We start from the raw sequence: 19,990 nt of genomic DNA, 5'->3' as shown, positions 1-19,990 counted from the left end.
GCGGGACACCGTCCGCGACAAGCCTCCGGATCAGAGCCCAATCCTCCATCGAGATCACCCATCCAATCTGTCTGGGTGGCCCCGTTTTCGACCGTCGTTCTGGCCCCAGATTGGAGCGTCGTCGTCACGGGATCGCCCGCGGTCAGCGCCACGTCCAGGCGGGTGCGCTGCCGTGGGGTCAGGTGTTCCTCGCCGTGGCACAGCAGTCGGCGGATCTTGTACAGCGGATCGTCCTTGTGACCCCGTCGGCCCAGGGTGTCCTGTTGGACCCGCCGGCGGACCTCGTCGACGACACCGCTGCCCAACTTCACGACATGGAACGCGTCCAGGACGGCGACGGCGTCGGGCAGCTCGTCACGGATCGCGTTGGCCTAGCCGCGGAACGGGTCGAGTGCTGCCTGATCGATCCCGGCGATCCAAGGCGGCGTCACGGGTCTTGAGCCAACGCAGGGCCAAGGGAACGCCGAAACACGGAGCATCGGCCAGGTCGTGGACGCGGCGGCCGTGGCCGATCGCGACGAGCCCACAGTCCGGGCGCTCGGCCAGGTCGGAGTCGGACTCCACCGTTACCACCACACGGTCCAGGGAGCGGTCGACGTCGAGGACGTGGAGGCCATCGTCGCCCTGCAGGAGATTGGCGCGCGGACACCACCGGTGCCCGTCGCCGCACGTACAGTGCGTCATGTTCGAGGTCTTCAGCTATTCAGGTGCTTGGTCACTCCTGATCCTGAAGACCTCGACATCTTCTGCGCCAGTACGCCAAGCCGCAGCCCGCCTCGAGCATCACTAGGGAGGAGCACCTACCCACGCTTAGATCCGAAGAGCCGTCAATCCCCAAGAAGCGGCGCAGCTCTTCGGCGCCGTCGACTGAGACATGGTCGTCTGGGCGGATGAAGGTCGCAGGCGTCACGGTCACACGCTGCTCGTCCACTCCGACCTTGCCTTGGCCGGTGCGCTGCACGATTGGTCGGCGGCCGTTATGGACGTATCCGACCTTACGACTGACCGCCGCGCCTGCATCGAACATGGGTTCTATCTTGGTACGTGTCGGCCAACCGTCCCAAGAACGACCGCTGGCCACCGTGGCTAGACACCCGGTTCGTCATGGTCCGCAGTTTCGTGAGGCTGCGCCTATGGCGGGGCCTGAATTTCGACTGGAAAGGCCGCGGCCGCTCTCGCGGGGCCTTGTTCGTCCGATTCGACGACGCCGCTTTCCGAATACGACACCCAGCGGGACGCCGAGGCCGTGCTGCCGCGGACTGAGTTGAAGCGCCTTTTCGGGGTTTGCGAGACACGGGAGGGCGCCTCAATGCCCGCATCCAAGTTATTCAAGGCCAGACTATTGACAATGCATCGAGGTTCGTGGTCAGTTCAGCGCACCCAGTTGCCAGTGGCTGGTCTCAAACCCTTGGGACGGCTCTGGAGCGGGTACGAACCATTGATCGTGGCAGGGGTCATTTTCAATTCTCGGGGGTTCGATTGCATGTTCCCCATGAGTCGGTCGCGCCACAAGGACAGAGGCAGCAGCAAGTGATTAAGTTCAATTAAGATCGCAGCCGCGGCAGCATTCGTGGCCGCCGCCACCGTGACAGGACCGGCGTTGGCGTCTCAGGACATCCCGTGGACGTGGAACTCAGATGATCACGACGCCCAGGCAAACTTCAAGGCGTACGGCGAGGTCTACCACGGTAAGGGCTACGAGCCGGACAGCTACGTCGACTGGACGGGCCCCAGCGGCAGCGGGCGCTGGAACCTGGGCAAGAGCGGGAACCTGCAGAGCCTCAACTTCAGTTGGGCTGAGGGCAAGACTGTCAGCCTGAACGTCTGCCAGCAGCACAACTTGTACCCCGACGACTGCAGCGGAAAGAAGTACGGCGTTTCCTGAGTCCAGCTCAGGATGGTCCGGCACGGGTTCACCTCAAAGAGAGATCGAGTACATGCTTGCTGATGTGGTGGTGAAGGTGCGTGATCTCGCCGTGTCTCGGGGGGGTGTTCCCGTGCTGGGCGGCATTGACTTGGAGATCGCGGCGGCGGAGACGGTCGCCATCAGCGGTCCCAGCGGTTCGGGGAAGTCGACCTTGCTGGGCGCTCTGGCAGGGCTGGTCAAGCCCCACGATGGCGAGATCTGGATCGCCGGAGTACGGCAAGAGCCCTCTGATCGTCGGTGGGCTGCTACGCGTCTGCGAGAGATCGGAATCGTGTTCCAGAGCGACGAGTTTCTCCCTGAGCTGACGCTGACGGAGAACGTCTGCCTGCCGTCGATGCTGGGCGACCGCTCGACTCGCGTCGCCGACTATGCCGAGGCCGCAGATGAGCTACTTGCGCGGCTGGGCGTCGAGGGCCTTGGCGCAAGGCGTCCCTCGGAGGTGTCGGTTGGGCAGTTGCAGCGAGCGGCTGTAGCTCGTGCCGTACTCGGCCGACCCTCGATCATCCTGGCGGATGAGCCGACGTCCGCACTTGATCAGGCGGCTGCCCGTGACGCCCTTGGCCTTCTCCTGGGCCTGGCCAAGGAGGAGGGTGCAGCTGTTTGCATCGTCACCCACGACCCTGCCGTCGCGGCATTGTGTGACCGGCGGCTGCTTCTTCAGGACGGTCAACTGGTCCCCGTGCAGCACGCTCAGCCGGCCGCCCATGCGTGACGTCCGAGTCGCGGCCTGGCTGGTCCACAGGTTAGCGCTCCGCGGCCCAGGCGCCGGGTTGCCGGCGTTGCTGTTGGCCGTCGGCATGGCGGCGATCGTGTTGCTGGGTCTTACCTCGGTATCTGCCCTACAGGTGGCCGTCCGCCAGGACGACCGGGCGACCGACATCGCGGTGATGGTGGACCCAGCTCAGGCGGCGGGTGACGCGGACGACCTGCGCATCGTCGACCCGCGTACGACGAATGCGCGGCGGTGGGACGGCTACGGGATTAGGCGGGAGTACTACACGGCCGGAAGCTCGCAGCTGGTTGCGCCGGGCGTGCCCGCGATGCCAGGCCCGGACGAGTTCTACGCCTCTCCCGACCTGGTCGACCTCATGTCGTCGGACCCGACAGTCGGAGCCCTGTTCAGTTCAGAGCGACTCGTTGGCGAGATCAGTCCGGCCGGGCTTGTCCAGCCGCACGAGCTGCGTGCGATCCTGGGTGTCGACGCCGAGCGGAACCTGCTGATAAAGGTCGACGGATTCGGCGGGAAGCCGGCGCCAAGTGTGGCCGAGCGCGATCCCCAGACAGTGCTGAACCTCAGCGTCACCGCCTACGTCTTTGCCCTGGTGTGGATCCCGGCCGCCTTCTTCGTGGTTATCATCTCCCGGCTCGCCGCGTCGCGCCGCGAGCGGCGGGCGGCCGCGCTGCACCTGATCGGGTACCCGAGGTGGCGGATCCACCTCCTGCACTTCGTGGAGGCAGCCAGCATCTGCCTTCCGTCCACGATCTTTGCCGGCGTCCTCCATTGGGTCAGCACCCGCGGAGCCACGACGCTCCCGGGCACAACCTTCGGGTTCTTCTCCTCGGACGCGCAACTCTCCCTCACGACGTACATGGTCGTCTGCGCACCCCTGCTGCTCCTTGTCTGCTACGCGGTGTCGAGCGACCGCCGAACGCTCGGATTGGACCGGCGCACACGAGTCAAGCCGCAAAAGAACGCAGTGCCGCGCCTCGGGTCGGCGGCCCTGGCGGCCGGGTTCATGCTGCTGGCGCTGCCCTCGGCGGCATCACTCGACGGCGCCCTGACGCCACTAGCTCTCTGGGTCGGCATCGTGCTGTCCGCCGTCGGCATCGCCGTCGCAGGGCCCGCGTTGGTGATGGCCGCGCTCGCCGCACGCCTTGAGCACACAACCGCGCCTCGGTTGGTCGGCCGGCGGATGGCATCCGATCGCGTCACCACAGCGCTGCGGTTGGCGAGTGTCCTGAGCGTGATCATCGTATTGCTGCTCGGCAGCCAATCGTTCGCCTCCGTGCTCAACGGCGGCTCAGCGCAGGACTGGTCGCAGCGGCTGGAAGCACAGGGAAAGGTACCGGTCGTGGCGACCGACCTTTCCGGCGCGCTCACGCTGGAGGAGGTCTCCAGCGTCAGGCGCATGACCGGAGCTACCGAACTGAGCTCCGTGAAGGCGGACGGTGGGTTCGTAAGCGTCGTCTTCTCCTCGTGCGAACGACTGCGCGTGCTCACCGGTCGCCGGGACAATTCAGACTGTCCCGCAACTCACGGCCCGATGTGGCTGGGCGAGGCGCCAGCCGCAGATCGGCGTCACGAGATCGGCGACGAGCTGACCCTGCCATCAGGCGACAGAGTCCGGGTACCTGCCCCCACGGCAACGCTCGACCTACCAGGAATGCCCGACGCCTTTGCCGGCGCGCTCCTTGTGTCTACCGACGTCGCGCCCCAAGCGCGGCAAACCGACGGCGCCACCTTCTTCCTGCTCGCACCAGCAACCGAGGTGACCTCGGTCCTCGCCGCGCTGTCCTCCCTCGAGCCGACGCTCCAGCTCGACCTTGGTGCTCTCGACCGGCATAACCCCGACACCCAGGAGTATCCCGATCAGGTGGAGTGGCTAACGATCGGTGCGGTCGTCAGTCTCCTGCTCGGGTTTCTCTCCCTGCTTGTCGTGTCGCTCGGCGAGGCGCAAGAGCGTAGCCCGCGGATGCGCGCCCTGCGGGTGCTCGGCGCGTCAAGGAGCCAACTGTTCACCATGCACTTTTGGTGCGTGGCGGTCCCACTCGTGCTCGTCGGGTTCGCCGCCATCGTGGTGGGCTGGCTCGCGGCGCAGGCGATGCGGAACATCGATGACCGGGCGGACATCGACCCACAGCTCTACGGGCTCCTCGCACTTGCTGTGGGGCTGGGCGGTCTTGTCGTCTGCTTGGTGTCGTGGCGCTCTGTGACCAGGCCATCGCAGCGGGCCGGGTCATTCGGTGCCTAGCTTGGCTGCAAATCTCGCCCTGAAACCAGCCGTGGCACGAATGTCTGCGAGGCGTCGTCGTTGACCAGCGACGCCGCCCCGACGGTGAAGATCATGGACAGCAGCAGCGGAAGGAAGAGCTCCCTACCCACCAAGCTGGGGGGATTCCCAACAAAGCCCGCAACAGGTCGGTACCGACCACGAGGGTCTGCTGTACGGATTGGTGACATGGTTTGGCGCGCCGCCTGAGGTCGATCGTCATGCCCGCCGTTCTCGTGCCCTATCTGTGCCCGCGGTCTGGGCATTCGCGTGTTCGTGCTGGTGCCCGGTGGGGGAGTCGGGGTCTGTAAATTCCGTCGCGGCTGCTCCCTGTTCGAGTCGTTGCTGTTACCAGCTGGAGAGTGGGCTCGCGACAGGCGGGAAGTCCGGGTCAGGGGCCCGCTCGGCGTTGTACGACGGCACCCGGTTGATTCCGGCCGTGCCGGGCGCCGCATGCCCGACTGGTGCCCTGGGGCAGACCACACGGGAGCGGCATCAAACCTGGGGCTCGTCAGTTCTTGGCGGTCTGTCCGTCCAGCGATCCGCTCTGCCCATGGAAGCCCAACTGGGCGGCGCGGGTCACGATGGTGTCCCATCCGTCTTCAGCGGCAGCGATGGCTGCCGCGTTGTCGACCGCGAACCGCGACACGGCATCCAGTACCTCGTCGGAGTGCTCTTCGTAGACAGGCGAGCGGCAGGCCCAGTCCACCGACTCCACGTCGGCTTCCAGGCCGATGTAGGCGTTCCACGCGGAGCTGTAGGTGCTCGGCGGGTCGGTGGTCGATGGCGTGTCGCTGCCGGCCGGGGCGTGGCTTCCGAGGTACATCACCCAGGTGTCCGCCGTGAGATGATCCCCGTCTGGTGTAGCGATCTGGTCTGCCCTGTCGCGGAAGCACGAAGCGTAGGCCTCTGAGTCCCCGTACTTCGCGTCGAGTGCTGTGAGCATCGACCACCACTCGCTCCGCAGCTGAACGGCCTCAGATGGCGTGGACTGCTGAGATGTTGTGTCGTCCGAGGTTGGTGGGGTGCTCTTCACACAACCTTGAACTGCTACGGTCTCCGCCTCGGACAATTCTTCCGATCGCAGGTCCTCCTCCAGCCTGGAGGCGTCCACGACGTCCATCAGTGCATGGCTGTAGGAGCCCCCTTGGGGGTCGGTGAAGAAGACGCTGGTCCCCAGCGCGTTCGTTCGGGGGGCCAGGTTCCTGGTCGCCGACCAGTCCCACTGGGGGTAGCCGGCCTCGCTCATGCATTGGTCCATCGCTCCGTTGAGGGTCCACGCCTGGATCACTCCTGAGGCGTTTCGTTGCTCGACGGTGCCGTTGAATCGGGAGAACACGGCGTTCGCTTCGGTCTGCAGCTGGTCGGTGTCGGCCGATGAGTCACCGGCGCGAAGGGGGAGCGCATTGCTGCCCAGCACGTACGAGATGGACCCCACGACCGCAACCAAGGCTCCGACCGCCCCCGCCGCTACCTTCCGTCGGGCCGAGACCATGAGCATCCTCCCAAGCCGTATGCGGACATGACCTCTGGATGCTGGTGGCGGTCCGCCTGCCCAGTCGGAGGGCTCGGACCAGTAGCCGTCTCGGCCAGGGTCCGTCTCTCACCAAGTAGAACCGTGGGATTCAGTTTTCACGCCAGGCACCGTCAAAGCCAGTCTGACTAGACCTCGGTCGGACCGTGATGGGTCAGCGCCAAGAACCTAGCGGCGGATACTGCCAGAGGGTTCGCGGTCACCTCGACGCCTCGGCCGGCGGATGCGTCCCGGCATTCAGGTGACACGTTTGCGACACGTTTCCCGCAGAATCGACACGATTCTCCGCACTTTGTAGCAACGCGCTGCGCTCCGAGGTCTCGCGTTGCCACAGTTCAGATGCCCTGTCACTCCTTCATGAGTCGGACCGAACTGGTTTGTATCACCCCTCGACAGGTGAAGGGGTCTTCGGTTCGATTTCGCAAGACAGCCCTGAACTGCAGCGATGCAGGGAGGGGGTGTGAGCGTTCGGGAGCCTTCCGCCGACCGGTCCCGACCAGGGCGGTGGCGCCCCCGGGCTCAGGGGGTGGGCATGCCGCCGTTGACGTTGAGCGTCTCGCCGGTGGTGTAGCCCGACTCGGCCGAGGCGAGGTAGACGTAGGCGGGGGCGATCTCGGCGGGCTGACCGGCGCGGCCGATGGGGGTCTCCTGGCCGAACTCGGGCAGTGCCTCGGTGGGCTGTCCGCCGGCGGTCTGCAGTGGGGTCCAGAAGGGGCCGGGGGCGACGACGTTGACGCGGATGCCTCGCGGGGCGAGTTGCTGGGCGAGGGCCTTGCTCATGGTGTTGATGGCCATTTTGGTGGTGGCGTAGTCGACCAGGTGCGGCGCGGGGGAGTAGGCCTGGATGGAGCTGGTGTTGATGATGGAGGCGCCGGCGGGCAGGTAGGCCAGGGCTTCCTGGATGATCCAGAACAGGGCGTAGACGTTGGTCTTGAAGGTCTCGTCGAACTGCTCGGTGGTGAGGTCCACCAGTGCGGGCTGTTGTTGCTGCTTGCCGGCGACGTTGGCCAGCAGGTCGAGGCCGCCGAGTGCCTGGACGGCTTGGCGGACGGTGTGGCGTGCTTCGTCCTCGATGCTGATGTCGCCGGGCAGGAGGACGGCCTTGCGGCCGGCCTTCTCGACGAGCGCGGCGACGTCCTCGGCGTCCTTCTGCTCTGCGGGCAGGTAGGAGAGCGCCACGTCCGCGCCCTCGCGTGCGAACGCGATGGCGGCAGCACGGCCGATGCCGGAGTCGGCGCCGGTGACCAGCGCTCGCCGACCGGAGAGGCGCTCGGTGCCGCGGTAGGTGTCCTCGCCGTGGTCGGCGGGCGGGTCGAGCTCGGCGGCCAGGCCGGGCCCGTCCTGGTACTGCTCGGGGTAGCCGGTGGTCTTGTAGGCATCCACGGGACTGCGGAACGTGTACTGGTCGGTCATGGCCCACCTGTTCCCCGGACAGACGAGTCGATGACCACCCGTCAGGTGGGGTACGACGTGGCGCGGGGCACCTGTGTGGTCGTGCGGCGGGTCGCGGGCCTCAGGTGCGGTGCCTCAGGAGCAGTGCCTCAGGTGTGGTGCCGCAGCCAGGTCGTGGTCCCGGGCGGGAGTCCGCGGCTCTTGGGGGTGTCGGTCACCGGGGTGACAAGCAGTGTCGGAGCGGCCTCGAACGTCCACTTCAGGTGGTGGTAGACGCGTGAGAGGGTCTCGCTGCTCTCGACGAGCAGGAGGTGGTCGTCGATCCGGCGCAGCTCGCGCCAGGGGCCGTCGGTCTCGGAGTCCAGGGCGGGATCGAAGGGCTCGTCGGCCCAGGCGAGGTAGACGGTCACGGTGCTCGGAGTCTGGCCGGAGCCCGCTCAGGCCTGTGCGGTGGTGTCGTCGGTGCGGCGGAGGTGGTCGGGGCGGAAGCCGTGGTCGATGCCCCACAGCACTGCCTGCGTGCGGCTGGTGACGTCGATCTTGCGGAACATCGTGCGCAGGTAGGTCTTCACGGTGTTGACGCCGATGAACGCGCGGCGGCTGATCTCCTCGTTGGACAGGCCCTGGCAGAGCAGGGCGAGCACTTCTGCCTCGCGGGGGCTGAGTCCGACGTCGCGTCCCGGCCAGCGACCCGGCAACCCGCCTGGCCCTCCACCGGGCACGTCGCCGGCCATCTCGCTGGCTGTCTCGCCTGCCCCTTCGACGTCTTCGCCGGCTACGTCGGGCGTGGACATCACCACCATCTCGCCGGCGTGGATGCGTTCGAGGGCGTCGGCGAGAGCCTTGCCGTCCAGGTCCTTGCTCAGGTATCCCGCTGCCCCGGCGGACAGCGCCTGCTCGACCAGGTCGGCCGAGGTGTTCCAGCTGTAGATGACCAGGCGCGAGGCCGGGTCCGGTGCCGCTGCGGCCCGGTTCACGTCTCGGCCCTGGCGCTGGCCGAAGGTGTCGTAGAGGACGATGTCGGCCGCCGCTCGTGGCTGCTCCCGGCTCACCTCCTCCACGATCGTGATGCGGTCGGCGTAGGGCCGCAGGAGCCCCGCGACCCCGGCGACGACCAGGGCGAAGTCGTTGACGACGGAGACGCGGAGGGGAGAGGTGGTCACGTGTCGCATCCTGCCAAAGCAGAGCGGAGCCGCGCGGCGGGGATGAGTGCGTGGCCCGAAGGGGTGAGAGAGGTGTAGAGAGTTTGTGAATGGTGCATAGGTGTCGTGACCGCGGTGCCTGTCGGCGCTGCCCCGCACGTCGAGCAGGAGATCCGTCATGACCCTCACCGCCACCCTCGCCCCCGAGACCACGGTCGGTGCCGAGGTGATCGACCTTGATGCCTCACGTGGCCGTCGTCTGAGCGACGCCGACCGGTCGTCGTTGACCCAGCGCCTCCTGGAGCAGGCGGCGCAGACCGACGCGGCGTTCGAGCGGCAGGAGCTGCTGGCGCGCGTGGTGGAGCTGAACATGCGGGTCGCCGAGGCCGTCGCTCGTCGCTACGCGCGCAAGGGCATCCCGCTGGAGGACCTCACGCAGGTCGCCTACGTGGCGTTGATCCGCGCGGTGCGCGGATTCGAGCCCGAGCAGGGTCGGGACCTGTTGGCCTACGCCGTGCCCTCGATCACCGGGGAGATCCGCCGTCACTTCCGCGACCACGGCTGGACCATCCGCCCGCCGCGCGACGTGCAGCGCGCACACTCCCGCATCCTGCGGGCCCAGGCCTCTTTCGAGAAGCTGGACGAGGCCGGTATCGCCGGCCTGGCCGGCGAGGTCGAGGAGTCGGTCGACGTCGTCCGCGAGGCCTTGGCCGCGAGGCAGTGCTTCTCGCTACTGTCGCTGAATGCGCCCATGACCGGCCAGGAGGGCGGGGAGACCTTCGATGTCGCACCGGCCCGCGACCGCGACCGCGAGCAGTCCGAGGCCCGGTTGCTGCTGGCCCCCGTGTGGGCGACGCTCGCCCCGCGTGAGCAGGACGTCCTGCGCCTGCGGTTCGTCGAGGAAGCCTCGCAGCGGGAGATTGCCGAGCAGCTGGGCATGTCCCAGGTGCAGGTCTCCCGGCTGCTGCAGAAGCTCCTGGTGCAGATGCGCCAGCGACTCTCGCCCGCCGCCTGAACCACACGCCCCCGCGAGGCCTTCGGCGCCACCCAGGCAAGGCGGGGTGGAGGCCCCGGTTGCGTGGTGCTTCAGGGGGACAAGTACCGAACCGGGGCCGCCTGCCCGGGAGATGGGGGCCCGAGCCTCCACCAGGGAAGCATGAATCTCCTGACGCCGGATCAATCACTTCGGGTGAAACCGGCTCAGGACGTACCTCAGCGGTGCGTGCGCCGCCAGGCGCGTGTCTGGGTGCCGCCGGGGAACGTCAGCCGGAACTTGACGGTCGGCTGCCCGGGGTGGGAGACGCGCCGCAGGTGCCGGTCCATCACACGCGTCCCCGCGCTGAACGCTCGCAGCCCGCTCGCGCTCCACCCGCAGCCCGCTGCGCTGCAGCTGACCGTCATGGCGTTGGTGAAGGGACGCATCCGACGAGCCTGGGTCGGCCGTGGTGAGCGCAGCCCGCGACGAGACCCCTGCGGCTGCCCGGCTGCACGCCTGCGGGGCCGGCTTTCACCCCGATGAACGAATCTGGGAGCCGGGGTCACGGGCTATCCCGGAGGTGAGGCCCGAGGACGTCGGGCGCTCGTCGAGCCCTCGAGGAGGACGACGTGACCACCGTGGAGCGCACCGTGACCACGCAGACCCCGATCCAGCAGGTGTGGGACTACCTCTCGGACTTCACCACCAGCGAGCAGTGGGACCCGCCCTCGGTCTCGACCACGCGTGTCTCGGGCGACGGGGGCGTCGGCACGACCTACCACAACGTCTCCGAGCTGCTGGGCTCACGCACGGAGGTCGACTACGTGGTCTCGGCCTTCGACCGGCCGCACCGTCTCCAGCTCCAGGGCGACGCCGGTCCGCACCTGGCCCTGCAGGACACCATCACCCTGCGCGAGGCCGACGGCGGGGGGACCGAGGTCACCTACCACGCGGTCTTCGACACCGAGGGCGCGGCGAGCCTGCTGGCGCCCGTGCTGCCGGCGGGCCTGAAGCTCCTGGCGGACCGCGTGGCCGCCAGCCTCCAGGACCACCTGGACGCACTGTGACCGCCACGGACGGCACCCGCCTGGCCTACTTCGGGCGCCTGGAGATCACGTGGGACCGACCCCACGACGAGCCGGAGCAGTGGACCACCGCCATCGCCCGGTGGGCGGCCAGCCTCCTGCCCCTCCTGCCGCAGGGCCCGGTCCTCGACCTCGGCGACGGCGCCTGCCACGTGGGGCTGCTCGCGGTGGCCGGCACCCGCCGGTCCCTGGTCTGCCTGGCAGAGTCGGAGGGCGGGGAGGACGTGGCCCTCGCCAACGCGCGGCGCAACGGACTGGCCGAGCAGGTCACGGTCGTCGGCGCCCCGTCGGCGACGGACGATCGCGGGTACGCCCTCGTCCTCGGACCGGTCGGCGGCCCCGTGGCCCAGATCGCCGCCCTGCGCATCGCCGCCAGGTTCCTCGGCGAGGGCGGGGCCCTCCTCCTTCCCCTGACCGGCCACCCCTCCGAGGACACCGAGCTGCTGGCAAGAGCCCACGACCACGGCCTGACCGAGACCGAGCGCCGCGACCTGGAGAGCAACGGCGCCGTGCTCTTCCGCCGCAGCCGCGACGTCGAGGCCGGACTCAACGACCACGTCGTGGTCAGCACGCACGACTCGCGGTCGCCGGGCACCGTCCGACACGGCACCCACGTCCCGTCCCGAGCACCGTCCCACCCGCCGGCCACCGACGACACGCTGGAGGAGCACTGATGACCGACCCGCACCACGAGAGCCACCACACCGTCGTCCTCGACGTCGACGGCACGCTGGTCGACTCCGTCTACCTGCACGTCCACGCATGGGTGCGGGCGTTCCACGAGGTCGGCCTCACGGTCGCCTCGCACCGCATCCACGCCGCCATCGGCATGGGCGGGGACCGCATCGTCTCCCACCTGGCCGGTGAAGCCGCCGAGGCGAGCGTCGGCGACGAGGTGCGTCGACGTCACGACGACCTGTTCGACTCCGTCCTCGGCGACGTCCACCCCACGGCGGGCTGCCGGCGCCTCATGCAGGCCCTCGCCGACCGCGACTGCGAGCTGGTCGTGGCGAGCTCGGCCAACGCCGAGACCACCGACAGGCTCCTGGACATCGCAGGAATCTCGACACTGGTCTCCGCGGTGACCACGGCGGACGACGTCCCCGCGTCCAAGCCGCACCCCGCACCGGTCCAGCAGGCCCTGGACCAGGCGCAGGGGCGCGCGTTGATGATGCTGGGCGACGCCCCCTGGGACGGCCGGGCGGCGCGCGAGGCCGGGGTGGCGTTCGTGGGGCTGCGCACCGGGGGCTTCTCGGACGAGGCGCTGCGCCGTGTCGGGGCCTCCCACGTCTTCGACGACCCGGCCGAGATGCTCGAGCACCTGGACGAGGTCGTCGAGCGGCGCGCGGTCGTGCCCGGCTAGATCCAGCCGGCACCTGTGGCACCTACGTCAGGCGGCCCTCGGACGGCCGCGAAGAGAGGAGACGAGATGACTTTGCCTATCGCCGACTACGACAGGCTGCTGCTCGCACAGATCGAACGGCGTCTGGAGACGCTCGACCTCCGTGACGTGAACGCGTTGGAGGCGCACGAGCGTGGCTAGATGGCACGACCAGCCGCGCTGGACCTGCTGACCCAGCGACGTCGGCGCCTCTTGGCCTCCGACGCCCCGAACGCTCCCGAGGGCGACCGCTGAGCCCACGTCCACTCGCGGTGGCTGGCGCCCTAGCTGGCGCGGGTCTTCCTGGTCTGCCGCGGTCGGCTACCCGCTTCCCGCTCTCCGCCGGCGTGGGTCAGCCGAGCTGGTCCAGGCCGATGGCCAGCACCATGCCCAGCGCGGTGGCGAAGCCGGCCATGTAGGACTCCTCCTTGAAGGCCTGGGGGAACACCTCGGTGGCCAGGGACGCCACCACCGCACCGCCGGCGACGCAGCGGACCAGCCCTAGGGCGGTGCCGGGCACGCCGGCCAGCAGCAGGTTGCCGGCCAGCGCGCTGAGGGAGAGCAGGACGGCGGCGCCGGCCCACAGCGCCATCACCTGCCACCGTGAGCGCTGCTGAGTCATCTCCCGAGCACCCCCAGCGGCCTCGGACAGGTTGGAGAGGAAGATCGAGCCCGACAGGGAGGCGACCTGCAGGGGTCCTGCACCGATGAGCGCGACACCCAGCGCCAGGTTCTCCGGCACGCCGTCGAGGGTGATCGCTGCCAGCAGTCCACCGCCGCTGTTGCTGCCCAGCCTCCGGGCGACCAGCCGGTCCATTGCGACGAACACCCCCGCGCCTGCGAGCACGCAGCCGACGACTGCCCACAGCGGTGCGGTGCCGGTGGCCGGTTCCACCAGCTCCAGGACACTGGAGACGATCAGGGCGCCGCCGGCCAGGGCGATCACGAACCCTTCGACCCGCGGCGAGATCTTCCCCGACGCGCCCCAGCCGGCCCCGGCGATCAGCGCGGCCGAGACGACGGCGATGACAAGGACAGTCAGCAGCATGTGTGCACCTCCGCGACAGGACGTTGGAGGGTGCCCGCATCGACCTGCCTCACCCGGGCCATGTCCCGGGCGGTCAGGCTGAGTTCTTGCTTGTCAGGCACCTGTGATGTGCGCGATTCACTCCTTTGGAGCCATCTGTTCGGGCGAGCCCGAGGAGGGGGCCCGCGCAGCGCTGACCGGGTGGAAACATGCGTTTCATGGCGGCCGCTCCCCGGTGCACCACTCACGCAGCCGCGTGCGCGGGGAGCGGCGGCTCTACTTCTCGGTCGTGACGCGCGCCGATCCGCCGGCCTCGCTCCGAGGGGTGACATGACGCGGCGACGACCGGGCTAGCGTCCCTGCATGAGCCGAGACGGAGAGCACCTGGACAGCAACGAGACTCCCGAGGTCGAGCCCGACACGACGTCGGACCCCTCGCTGGACGACGAGAACGGCAGCGACTGGGCCGACGAGGGCGGGGCGACCGAGGAGGGCCCGGCGACGGACGAGGACGCGTCGTAGATCTGTCACGGGCGGACGTCGCGGTTCGGGTCGGCGGCCCACCGACCGGCTCGCTCAGTGGGCCTGCTGCGCGATGAGGGACTCCACGGGCGTCTGCTCTTGGTCGGCGTCGTGCGCCTCGACCGCGGGCGGGGCTGACAAGATCCCGAGGGTCTCGTCTGCACGGTGGCGAGGGTTTCGCTGGGCGAACGGCTCAGTGATTGCCTCAGATTTGTCCGGCGAATTTTCAGTGGGCTTCGCTCGGGCTCAGTACCTTTCCCGTCGCCATGAATACGATATGGAATGGTGGTCAGGAGCGATGGACGGCACAAAGTGGACTATGTTCAATGTCGGCACCGACGGCAATGGATCATACGTTATGGGACTGACTGCTAACGATGGGGCAAGGATTTACGAAACTGAAGTCATTGGCGACGTCATAGGGAACGTCGTTTGTGGCGGAGGTGTATATGCAGCTGTTGGAATCTGGGGGAATCCAAAGAAAGCCATGGGAACTAAGTTGATGGAGTATAGTCTCGCGAATTCAGAAATATCAGGCCAAGTTTCTGAGCGGCTCAATCTCCCTGCGGGTTCTCACGTAGTTAATCTGGCTTGTTGGCGCGGCCAAGTGGTCACGGTTGCAATGCGGAGGAACGCAACGATCATTGGCGTGCTCACTGGGCAAGGAGAGCGCAGGTGGCGCGCAGTTCGCAGTGACTTGGACTACGATGGTGACGATGACGTGGTCGGCGTTCGCGGATCAAATCTCCTCACCGCTTCCGCCTATGACGACGTGCGCTCGTTGAATCTGAGGACAGGAGGCGTTCACCTTGTGATTCCCAGCCCTTCGCCCGGCGATTTTCAAGCAGCTCTTGACCGCGGTCGACTGATCGCCTGGGTGGGCGATGACGACGGGCACTCATATGTCCGTTGGTACGACGTGAAGGACGGCCAGATGCTGGAGGAAATATCCGCGGACCGCGTATCGGAGTTTTTGTCTTCCGCGGACGAAGGGATCGATAGCGCTCCGGTCGCCATTCCCTAATGGAGTTGGGCTACCAGAAATCTCCCCTTGCGCGTCCGAGCCCTTCCTCGGAGGTGGCTGCCCTGTAGTAATGGGGTTGCTCGGCGCTAGCCAGTGGCCCGAGACGCGGCGCCGCGACTTTGCCAACGACCCCCGCAACCTGCTCACCGTCTCGGGCTCAGCGAACTCCAGCAAGAGCGACCACGGACCGAGGGAGTGGCTTCCCGTCAACGGTGCCTACAGGTGCCGCTACGCCGCGATCTACCTCCAGGTGGCGCACCACGTCCTGCCCATCACTGCGGCCGACCGGGCCGCCGTCATCGAGCTCGAGCCGAGCTGCAAGACGCGCCGACCCTGACTCGACGGTAGGTCCCTCACCAGCGTTAAGAGCCGGAGGCTTCAGACCCCGGCTACACCCTCGATTGGGATGAGCCGCTTGAAGGTGGCTGCGGCCTGCTCCTTCTCGGAGTGGGTGATCACGATCGTGGCGTCGACGTCGAGGACGACCACCTCGCCCAGGTCGACCCCAGCGACCCTGCTTGCGGGCAGACCTTCGGGGCGGGCGGCGAGCTGGGACCAGACATGACGACGGACCCGCGCCCTGGCGGTGTTGATCCTCTTGCGGCGGGCCGAGGTGACCTCATCGAGGGTGCGCCACACCGTCGGTGGTGAGGCGACCGGTCCCAGTGCGGTGGCCTGGTGGCGTAGGACGTCGATGTCGGCGATGGTCTCGCCGCCATCGGCGAGCATCACCGCCACGTCGGTCATCACCCGGCCGCGGTCGTGGACCGGGCTGAAACCGCGGCGGGCCATGGCCTTGGAGACTTCATCGGTCAGGCCGATCTTGTCGGCCAGTAGCCGGATCGCGATGCTGCCGGCGTGGGCGATGACGCCGACACCATCAGCGTTGACGGACAGAGCAGAGGACCACGACGTACGCTTCACCCACCGAGTGCTTCCTGCTGGACGACCTGGGACCTTCGACAAGTCCAAGTCTTCCCTGTTCAGGAAGTACTCCGGTGCTTCTACACCCGGCTCAGGCCGACGAGCCGTGAACGATCCGGGCTAACTCGTGGACACTTGTCCGTGTCACGTACCAGTGCCCTGGTCACGGAGGGCATATTGCTCTTCGTCCGCCGGCTGAAACTGTAAACCAACAAGGACGACGAAACGATGATCGTACGGTTCCTCGATAGCCCCTATGAACTCGAAGAGTCCGTCGAGGAACCACTGTGGCAACCGTTCGACCGGGTCGACGTGGTCTCCCCGGAGTCGGTGATAGGCGATGTCCCTGACAAAGGCGTCCCTTAGTCGAGTGGGCGAGATGACGAAGAGTCGCGAGCCGCTCTCGCCCCGCTGCTGGAACTGCAGACCACCCACTGCAGCGCGGTACATGCCGTACTTGCCCAACTCCCCCAGGAACTGAGCCCACAGCGTGCCTTCCGGGGCAACGGCGGAATCAGCCTGGACAATGGCCTGCGAAGGCAACTCCTGGCGCTCCTCCACTAGAATTGAACGCCCAAGCAGTAGCTTTTATTACGTGGAAACGCCGTCATGATCCGCACACCGGTCTTGCCGAGGAGCGCGACCACGTAACGAGTCACGGCTTCGCCGTTCGCGTTGGTGAAGTTGAACGGCTTCTCGTAGCAGAATCGGTTAGCGTTCTGAACGGTTCGTAAGGAAGGCTCAGACATCACCCATCGCAATGCCCAATGCATCCAGTTTCCCCACGTGGACCCTTGCCAAGATGCCAGTTTTGCAAACTGGGACTTGTGATATGCGCGTATATGCCGGATTCCGAAAGCCGCCTCCGACAACGGCTCCTCGCTGTCGCGGTCCTTCTTTCCGCAGTACATCCGAGCGTAAGTTCGCTCCATGCGGGAATGCGCCTTTTCCCGCGGATAGTCCTTGACGGTGGCATATCTGCTCTCTCCGTCGGTGCACACCCCGTCCCACCATGTACTGGCAGCACGCGATGCCACATCTGCGGGGAAGTAGACGCGTGCCCCGGACGCATCTAGAACATATGAGCGCGTCCCCGATACCCGGAAACTGGCTGGTAGGGTGACGCCTTCGAGGCTGAACGCGCTTTCGTCTGTCGTGATCGAGTCGGACTCAACAGCGGCGTCCGTGTCGAGAGTTAACGCCGGGCCTTCTGTCGGCGCCGCCGACGAGCCCGCAGCCGCGTGATCAGGGGCTGGAGAAGGTTTAGCAACGGCCGGATAGGTGGTAATCCCTAGGAGAACAAGGCTGAACAACGACACGACAAGGCGCCGAGGCAGCCAGTGGAACTTGGCGATCCCGGGCATGCTGGTTCCCCGCACGGCTAGGTGTTAGAGACTCCCTGAGTTATATGCCTGCTCAACGCTGGCCGTCAAGGTTGAGCGACGGAGTGGATGGGCCATCTCGCGGGGTACGCAACTCGCGACTCATTATCTCCCTCACCGACCACGGCGGCGCACCCTACGCAGCTTCTGCACGGCCCTTGAGGACCATCTCACGAGTGGGCGAGACACTCTCCAAGACCACAGCTCACACGCTGCGTCGCACGGTCGGAACTCTCATCGCCCACGAGGTGGGGCTCGACGCCGCACCGCCGAGCTGGCCCGGCACGGCTGCCCGCTCCGGTTGGTCCGGGACCAGCTCGGCCATTCCTTTGCCCGTCCCGGCGAGGTCGTGGAGCAGCGGCAGGGCAGATCCTCCGACTCGAGGTAGCGGTTGATCGCCGCGGCGTCACCGAGCAGCGCAATGCCGTCCCCGTCGTTGACCAGTGTGATCTCGTGCTCGATGACCGGCCTCCTCGTGACTTGATGGCGTCTCCGAATCGTAGGTGTCCCGCCCGGTTGTCGGGCGTGGCTGCCGGACTTTACCGCCAGAACCAGCCGCCTCGGGGTCGAGCTGGCTCACCGCGAGCCGCCTCGTTGCTGATGGCACCCGAGCTCTCAGGGGACGTACCGTCGAGCCGTGACCGAAGATGCAGAGAGCACGCCACCAAGCCGTCCGCACGGCCCAGCGTGGGACGTCGAGGTGACGATCGACGTCGGAACCCCCACCTACGTCACGCTCGCCGAGCAACTGCACGGCTGGGAGAGCAAGGTCTGGTGGGAGAACCTCGGCGACCTCCTGGGAGGCCGGCCCGGCTGGCACTGCGAGTTCACCAGCGAGGGGCTCCTGTGGTCCTTCGGTCCGCTCGGCTCGTCGTTGTTCAACCTCTCCGCACCTGAGAACCCCGACGACTACTCCTCGGGCGTCTACGAGGTGTTCGACTACGAGGCCGACACCACCCACCGGCTGGCCAGCACAGCCGATCTCCTGACCTGGCTCGAAGGCAACGAACATCGCCACGTTGACCACGTTCGCAGGATGAAGGGGCTCGCGTCGGCATTCGACTGGCGGGTACTCAAGAACCTCGGCGTCGAGCTGCGAGTCACCCACGACGGTTCGTCATACATCGGCACCTTCCCGTCGCTGCCCTTCGAGAGCGCCATGGAGACCGACTTCTTGACCCTTCTGACCCACGCTCGGCAAGCCGTCGCGCGAGCACACGACGCCCCCGAGGCGATCGCCGCCGACATCGACCTCGTCGTACGGCTGGACCCCCGCGCCTCCGCCGCACTATCGACGTAGGGGCGTGCCGACTTCTGGCATGCATCAGTTGCGGTTGAGGCCGTGGCGCCGCGAGTCGAGTGCGTGCTTCTAGATGATGGCGTTGTCGGTGATGAGCGGCCCGGTGTTCGTGATGCTTGTCATGCCTGGATCTGCTGCACGATGAGGGCGACTTCTTGGTCGGCTGCTTCGGTCGATGCCTTCCGGGCTCGAACGTGAAGTGCACCCGCTGGCCCAGACACACCAGGTCGTAGGTTCGACTTCTCCCGGGGGCGCCCGGGTCAGCCACATGCATCCTCGGCTCCTGCAACGATTCGGTGTGCAGAGCACGACCAGCCCTACGTCATGGTACAGCCCGTCGTGCTGCTCGTCGGCGCCCACCGGACCGCGTGGCAACACGGCTCGCTGGTCAGGGCGGGTCGGGAGGCGGGGAGGGGGACCGGACCGAGCGTCGCGCGGGCTCGGGTCGGGAGCCCGGGCGCAGCGACGAGACGAGGTCGTCGGCGTCCTCGGGGTGCACCGGACCGAACCAGGCGTCGTCGGGCTGCACGCAGACCACCGGCCCCCGGTTGCACGGCGAGAGGCAGGCGGTGTGGGTGAGCAGGACGTCGTCGTCCTCGAGGCCGCGGGCGACCATCGCGAGGACGATCGCCTCGGCGGTGCGGTCCGACCCGCGGGCCGTGCATCGCGGGCCGCGGCAGACCAACAGCTGGTGGCGGTGGCGAGGCGGTTCCTGCCAGGCCGGCGAGTCCAGGGCCCCGGCGTCGTCGGCGACGACCCGGCAGGCCCCGTCGGCGACGAGCGCCAGCACGCGCTCGAGCGTGTCGGGGGTCGGGCCCAGCGTGGGCGCAGCCAGGTGGACGACGGGAGCCGACAGCCCGCGGACCGACCGTTCGTCGAGCCACGCTGCGGCCACGCGTCCTGCCCAGGAGACCCCGGGCGCCAGCGACCCGAGCGAGACCCCGACGAGCAGGACGTCGGTGGGAGCGCCGGGGGCGTCGGCGAGGGAGTCCAGGACCATGTGCAGTGAGGGGGTGCCGACCTGCAGGAACGCCACGTGGGCACCGGTCGAGGCGGCCGCCTCGGCCAGCTGGTGGCGCTCCTCGACCTCCCGCACGGACAGTCCGACCAGCACCACGGTCGCGGCACCAGGAGGGGGAGACGTCACCCACCGATCCTGACTCATGACCCGGACGCAGGACCACGAGGGGGACCGGGCACGGCTCGGCGTCCCGGGTCGTGCCCTAGGGTGACGACACACGTCTCGTGGTGATCAGGAACCCGGTGCGACCTCACGGTCCATTCCGGGGCGGTTCCGCCACTGTGAGTCCCCGCCGCGAGGCCGGGACGTAGCCAGACACTGGCCACGGGACCTCCGTCGAGCAGGGGCGAGAACCCCGAGGAG

23 protein-coding genes and 1 riboswitch are annotated in these 19,990 nt (G+C 67.6%); of the genes, 12 read left to right on the top strand and 11 right to left on the bottom strand.

Going from position 1 to position 19,990, the window contains the following annotated elements; translation table 11 throughout:
* Positions 1-440: hypothetical protein (locus tag M8316_RS21345; protein ID WP_250056334.1), on the top strand; the 440-nt coding region annotated here is incomplete at its 5' end.
* Positions 441-715: 275 nt separating this feature from the next.
* Here the strand turns inward: M8316_RS21345 and M8316_RS16405 are convergent.
* Entirely contained in the window at positions 716-1,027 is a 312-nt protein-coding gene (locus tag M8316_RS16405; RefSeq protein WP_250056331.1) for a hypothetical protein, read from the bottom strand.
* 543 nt (positions 1,028-1,570) lie between these two features.
* Between M8316_RS16405 and M8316_RS16400 the strand changes: the two genes are divergently transcribed.
* The 3 genes from M8316_RS16400 to M8316_RS16390 are packed head-to-tail and all read left to right on the top strand — an operon-like array spanning position 1,571 to position 4,899.
* Positions 1,571-1,885, top strand: coding sequence for a hypothetical protein (locus tag M8316_RS16400; protein WP_250056330.1), 315 nt, complete (start codon positions 1,571-1,573; stop codon positions 1,883-1,885).
* A gap of 52 nt (positions 1,886-1,937) precedes the next feature.
* Complete coding sequence (locus M8316_RS16395; RefSeq protein WP_250056329.1) at positions 1,938-2,639, top strand: ABC transporter ATP-binding protein; 702 nt, start codon at positions 1,938-1,940, stop codon at positions 2,637-2,639.
* The gene (locus M8316_RS16390; protein WP_250056328.1) at positions 2,632-4,899 is read left to right on the top strand and encodes an FtsX-like permease family protein; all 2,268 of its coding nucleotides are present in this window, start codon (positions 2,632-2,634) and stop codon (positions 4,897-4,899) included. The genes M8316_RS16395 and M8316_RS16390 overlap by 8 nt, the downstream gene beginning before the upstream one ends.
* Positions 4,900-5,428: 529 nt before the next feature.
* Here M8316_RS16390 and M8316_RS16385 read toward each other — a convergent pair.
* From M8316_RS16385 to M8316_RS16370, 4 genes are all read right to left on the bottom strand, one after another.
* Positions 5,429-6,337: a hypothetical protein gene (locus M8316_RS16385; RefSeq protein WP_250056327.1), complete on the bottom strand. Its 909-nt coding sequence runs from the start codon at positions 6,335-6,337 to the stop codon at positions 5,429-5,431.
* Positions 6,338-6,970: 633 nt separating this feature from the next.
* Positions 6,971-7,864, bottom strand: coding sequence for an SDR family oxidoreductase (locus M8316_RS16380; protein ID WP_250056326.1), 894 nt, complete (start codon positions 7,862-7,864; stop codon positions 6,971-6,973).
* A gap of 128 nt (positions 7,865-7,992) precedes the next feature.
* Complete coding sequence (locus tag M8316_RS16375; protein ID WP_250056325.1) at positions 7,993-8,253, bottom strand: hypothetical protein; 261 nt, start codon at positions 8,251-8,253, stop codon at positions 7,993-7,995.
* Between the two features lie 27 nt (positions 8,254-8,280).
* Positions 8,281-9,006, bottom strand: coding sequence for a response regulator transcription factor (locus tag M8316_RS16370; protein WP_250056324.1), 726 nt, complete (start codon positions 9,004-9,006; stop codon positions 8,281-8,283).
* A gap of 157 nt (positions 9,007-9,163) precedes the next feature.
* Between M8316_RS16370 and M8316_RS16365 the strand changes: the two genes are divergently transcribed.
* Positions 9,164-10,000 carry a sigma-70 family RNA polymerase sigma factor gene (locus M8316_RS16365; protein WP_250056322.1) on the top strand — a complete coding sequence of 279 codons (837 nt, stop codon included), beginning with the start codon at positions 9,164-9,166 and terminating at the stop codon, positions 9,998-10,000.
* A gap of 197 nt (positions 10,001-10,197) precedes the next feature.
* Here the strand turns inward: M8316_RS16365 and M8316_RS16360 are convergent, their stop codons facing one another.
* Entirely contained in the window at positions 10,198-10,407 is a 210-nt protein-coding gene (locus M8316_RS16360) for a hypothetical protein (RefSeq protein WP_250056321.1), read from the bottom strand.
* Between the two features lie 183 nt (positions 10,408-10,590).
* On the opposite strand from M8316_RS16360, the gene M8316_RS16355 reads away from it, so the two are divergent.
* Genes M8316_RS16355 through M8316_RS16345 form a run of 3 tightly spaced genes read left to right on the top strand, consistent with a single transcriptional unit; the run spans position 10,591 to position 12,409 of the window.
* The gene (locus M8316_RS16355; protein WP_250056320.1) at positions 10,591-11,028 is read left to right on the top strand and encodes an SRPBCC family protein; all 438 of its coding nucleotides are present in this window, start codon (positions 10,591-10,593) and stop codon (positions 11,026-11,028) included.
* Positions 11,025-11,720, top strand: a complete 696-nt coding sequence (locus tag M8316_RS16350) for a hypothetical protein (protein ID WP_250056319.1) — start codon at positions 11,025-11,027, stop codon at positions 11,718-11,720. The genes M8316_RS16355 and M8316_RS16350 overlap by 4 nt, the downstream gene beginning before the upstream one ends.
* On the top strand, positions 11,720-12,409 hold the full coding sequence (locus tag M8316_RS16345) for an HAD family hydrolase (protein ID WP_250056318.1): 690 nt from the start codon (positions 11,720-11,722) through the stop codon (positions 12,407-12,409). The genes M8316_RS16350 and M8316_RS16345 overlap by 1 nt, the downstream gene beginning before the upstream one ends.
* 370 nt (positions 12,410-12,779) lie before the next feature.
* On the opposite strand, the gene M8316_RS16340 is transcribed toward M8316_RS16345, so the two are convergent.
* Positions 12,780-13,475, bottom strand: a complete 696-nt coding sequence (locus M8316_RS16340; protein ID WP_250056317.1) for a ZIP family metal transporter — start codon at positions 13,473-13,475, stop codon at positions 12,780-12,782.
* A gap of 342 nt (positions 13,476-13,817) precedes the next feature.
* On the opposite strand from M8316_RS16340, the gene M8316_RS16335 reads away from it, so the two are divergent.
* The 3 genes from M8316_RS16335 (at position 13,818) to M8316_RS16325 (ending at position 15,337) form a co-directional block, all read left to right on the top strand.
* Positions 13,818-13,976, top strand: coding sequence for a hypothetical protein (locus M8316_RS16335; RefSeq protein WP_250056316.1), 159 nt, complete (start codon positions 13,818-13,820; stop codon positions 13,974-13,976).
* Between the two features lie 298 nt (positions 13,977-14,274).
* Positions 14,275-15,000, top strand: a complete 726-nt coding sequence (locus tag M8316_RS16330) for a hypothetical protein (protein ID WP_250056315.1) — start codon at positions 14,275-14,277, stop codon at positions 14,998-15,000.
* A 70-nt stretch (positions 15,001-15,070) separates the two neighbouring features.
* A complete protein-coding gene (locus tag M8316_RS16325) occupies positions 15,071-15,337 on the top strand; it encodes an HNH endonuclease family protein (protein ID WP_250056313.1) in 267 nt (88 codons plus the stop codon).
* Between the two features lie 41 nt (positions 15,338-15,378).
* Here the strand turns inward: M8316_RS16325 and M8316_RS16320 are convergent, their stop codons facing one another.
* The 3 genes from M8316_RS16320 to M8316_RS16310 all read right to left on the bottom strand — a co-directional run bounded on the left by M8316_RS16320 (position 15,379) and on the right by M8316_RS16310 (position 17,288).
* On the bottom strand, positions 15,379-15,924 hold the full coding sequence (locus M8316_RS16320) for a transposase (protein ID WP_250056311.1): 546 nt from the start codon (positions 15,922-15,924) through the stop codon (positions 15,379-15,381).
* 144 nt (positions 15,925-16,068) lie between these two features.
* The gene (locus M8316_RS16315) at positions 16,069-16,485 is read right to left on the bottom strand and encodes a hypothetical protein (protein ID WP_250056309.1); all 417 of its coding nucleotides are present in this window, start codon (positions 16,483-16,485) and stop codon (positions 16,069-16,071) included.
* The gene (locus M8316_RS16310; protein ID WP_250056307.1) at positions 16,485-17,288 is read right to left on the bottom strand and encodes a hypothetical protein; all 804 of its coding nucleotides are present in this window, start codon (positions 17,286-17,288) and stop codon (positions 16,485-16,487) included. The genes M8316_RS16315 and M8316_RS16310 overlap by 1 nt, the downstream gene beginning before the upstream one ends.
* Positions 17,289-17,943: 655 nt before the next feature.
* On the opposite strand from M8316_RS16310, the gene M8316_RS16305 reads away from it, so the two are divergent.
* A complete protein-coding gene (locus M8316_RS16305) occupies positions 17,944-18,606 on the top strand; it encodes a hypothetical protein (RefSeq protein ID WP_250056305.1) in 663 nt (220 codons plus the stop codon).
* Between the two features lie 388 nt (positions 18,607-18,994).
* Here M8316_RS16305 and M8316_RS16300 read toward each other — a convergent pair whose 3' ends face one another.
* Entirely contained in the window at positions 18,995-19,753 is a 759-nt protein-coding gene (locus M8316_RS16300; protein WP_250056303.1) for a (2Fe-2S) ferredoxin domain-containing protein, read from the bottom strand.
* Positions 19,754-19,815: 62 nt separating this feature from the next.
* Positions 19,816-19,968, top strand: a riboswitch (cobalamin riboswitch).
* Positions 19,969-19,990 lie beyond the last annotated feature (22 nt).

Origin of the sequence: Nocardioides bruguierae (assembly GCF_023554635.1) — a bacterium.
Classification (GTDB): Bacteria; Actinomycetota; Actinomycetes; order Propionibacteriales; family Nocardioidaceae; genus Nocardioides; species Nocardioides bruguierae.
Note: the sequence above shows the minus strand (reverse complement) of the source record. Positions and strands in the feature narration are given on the sequence as shown.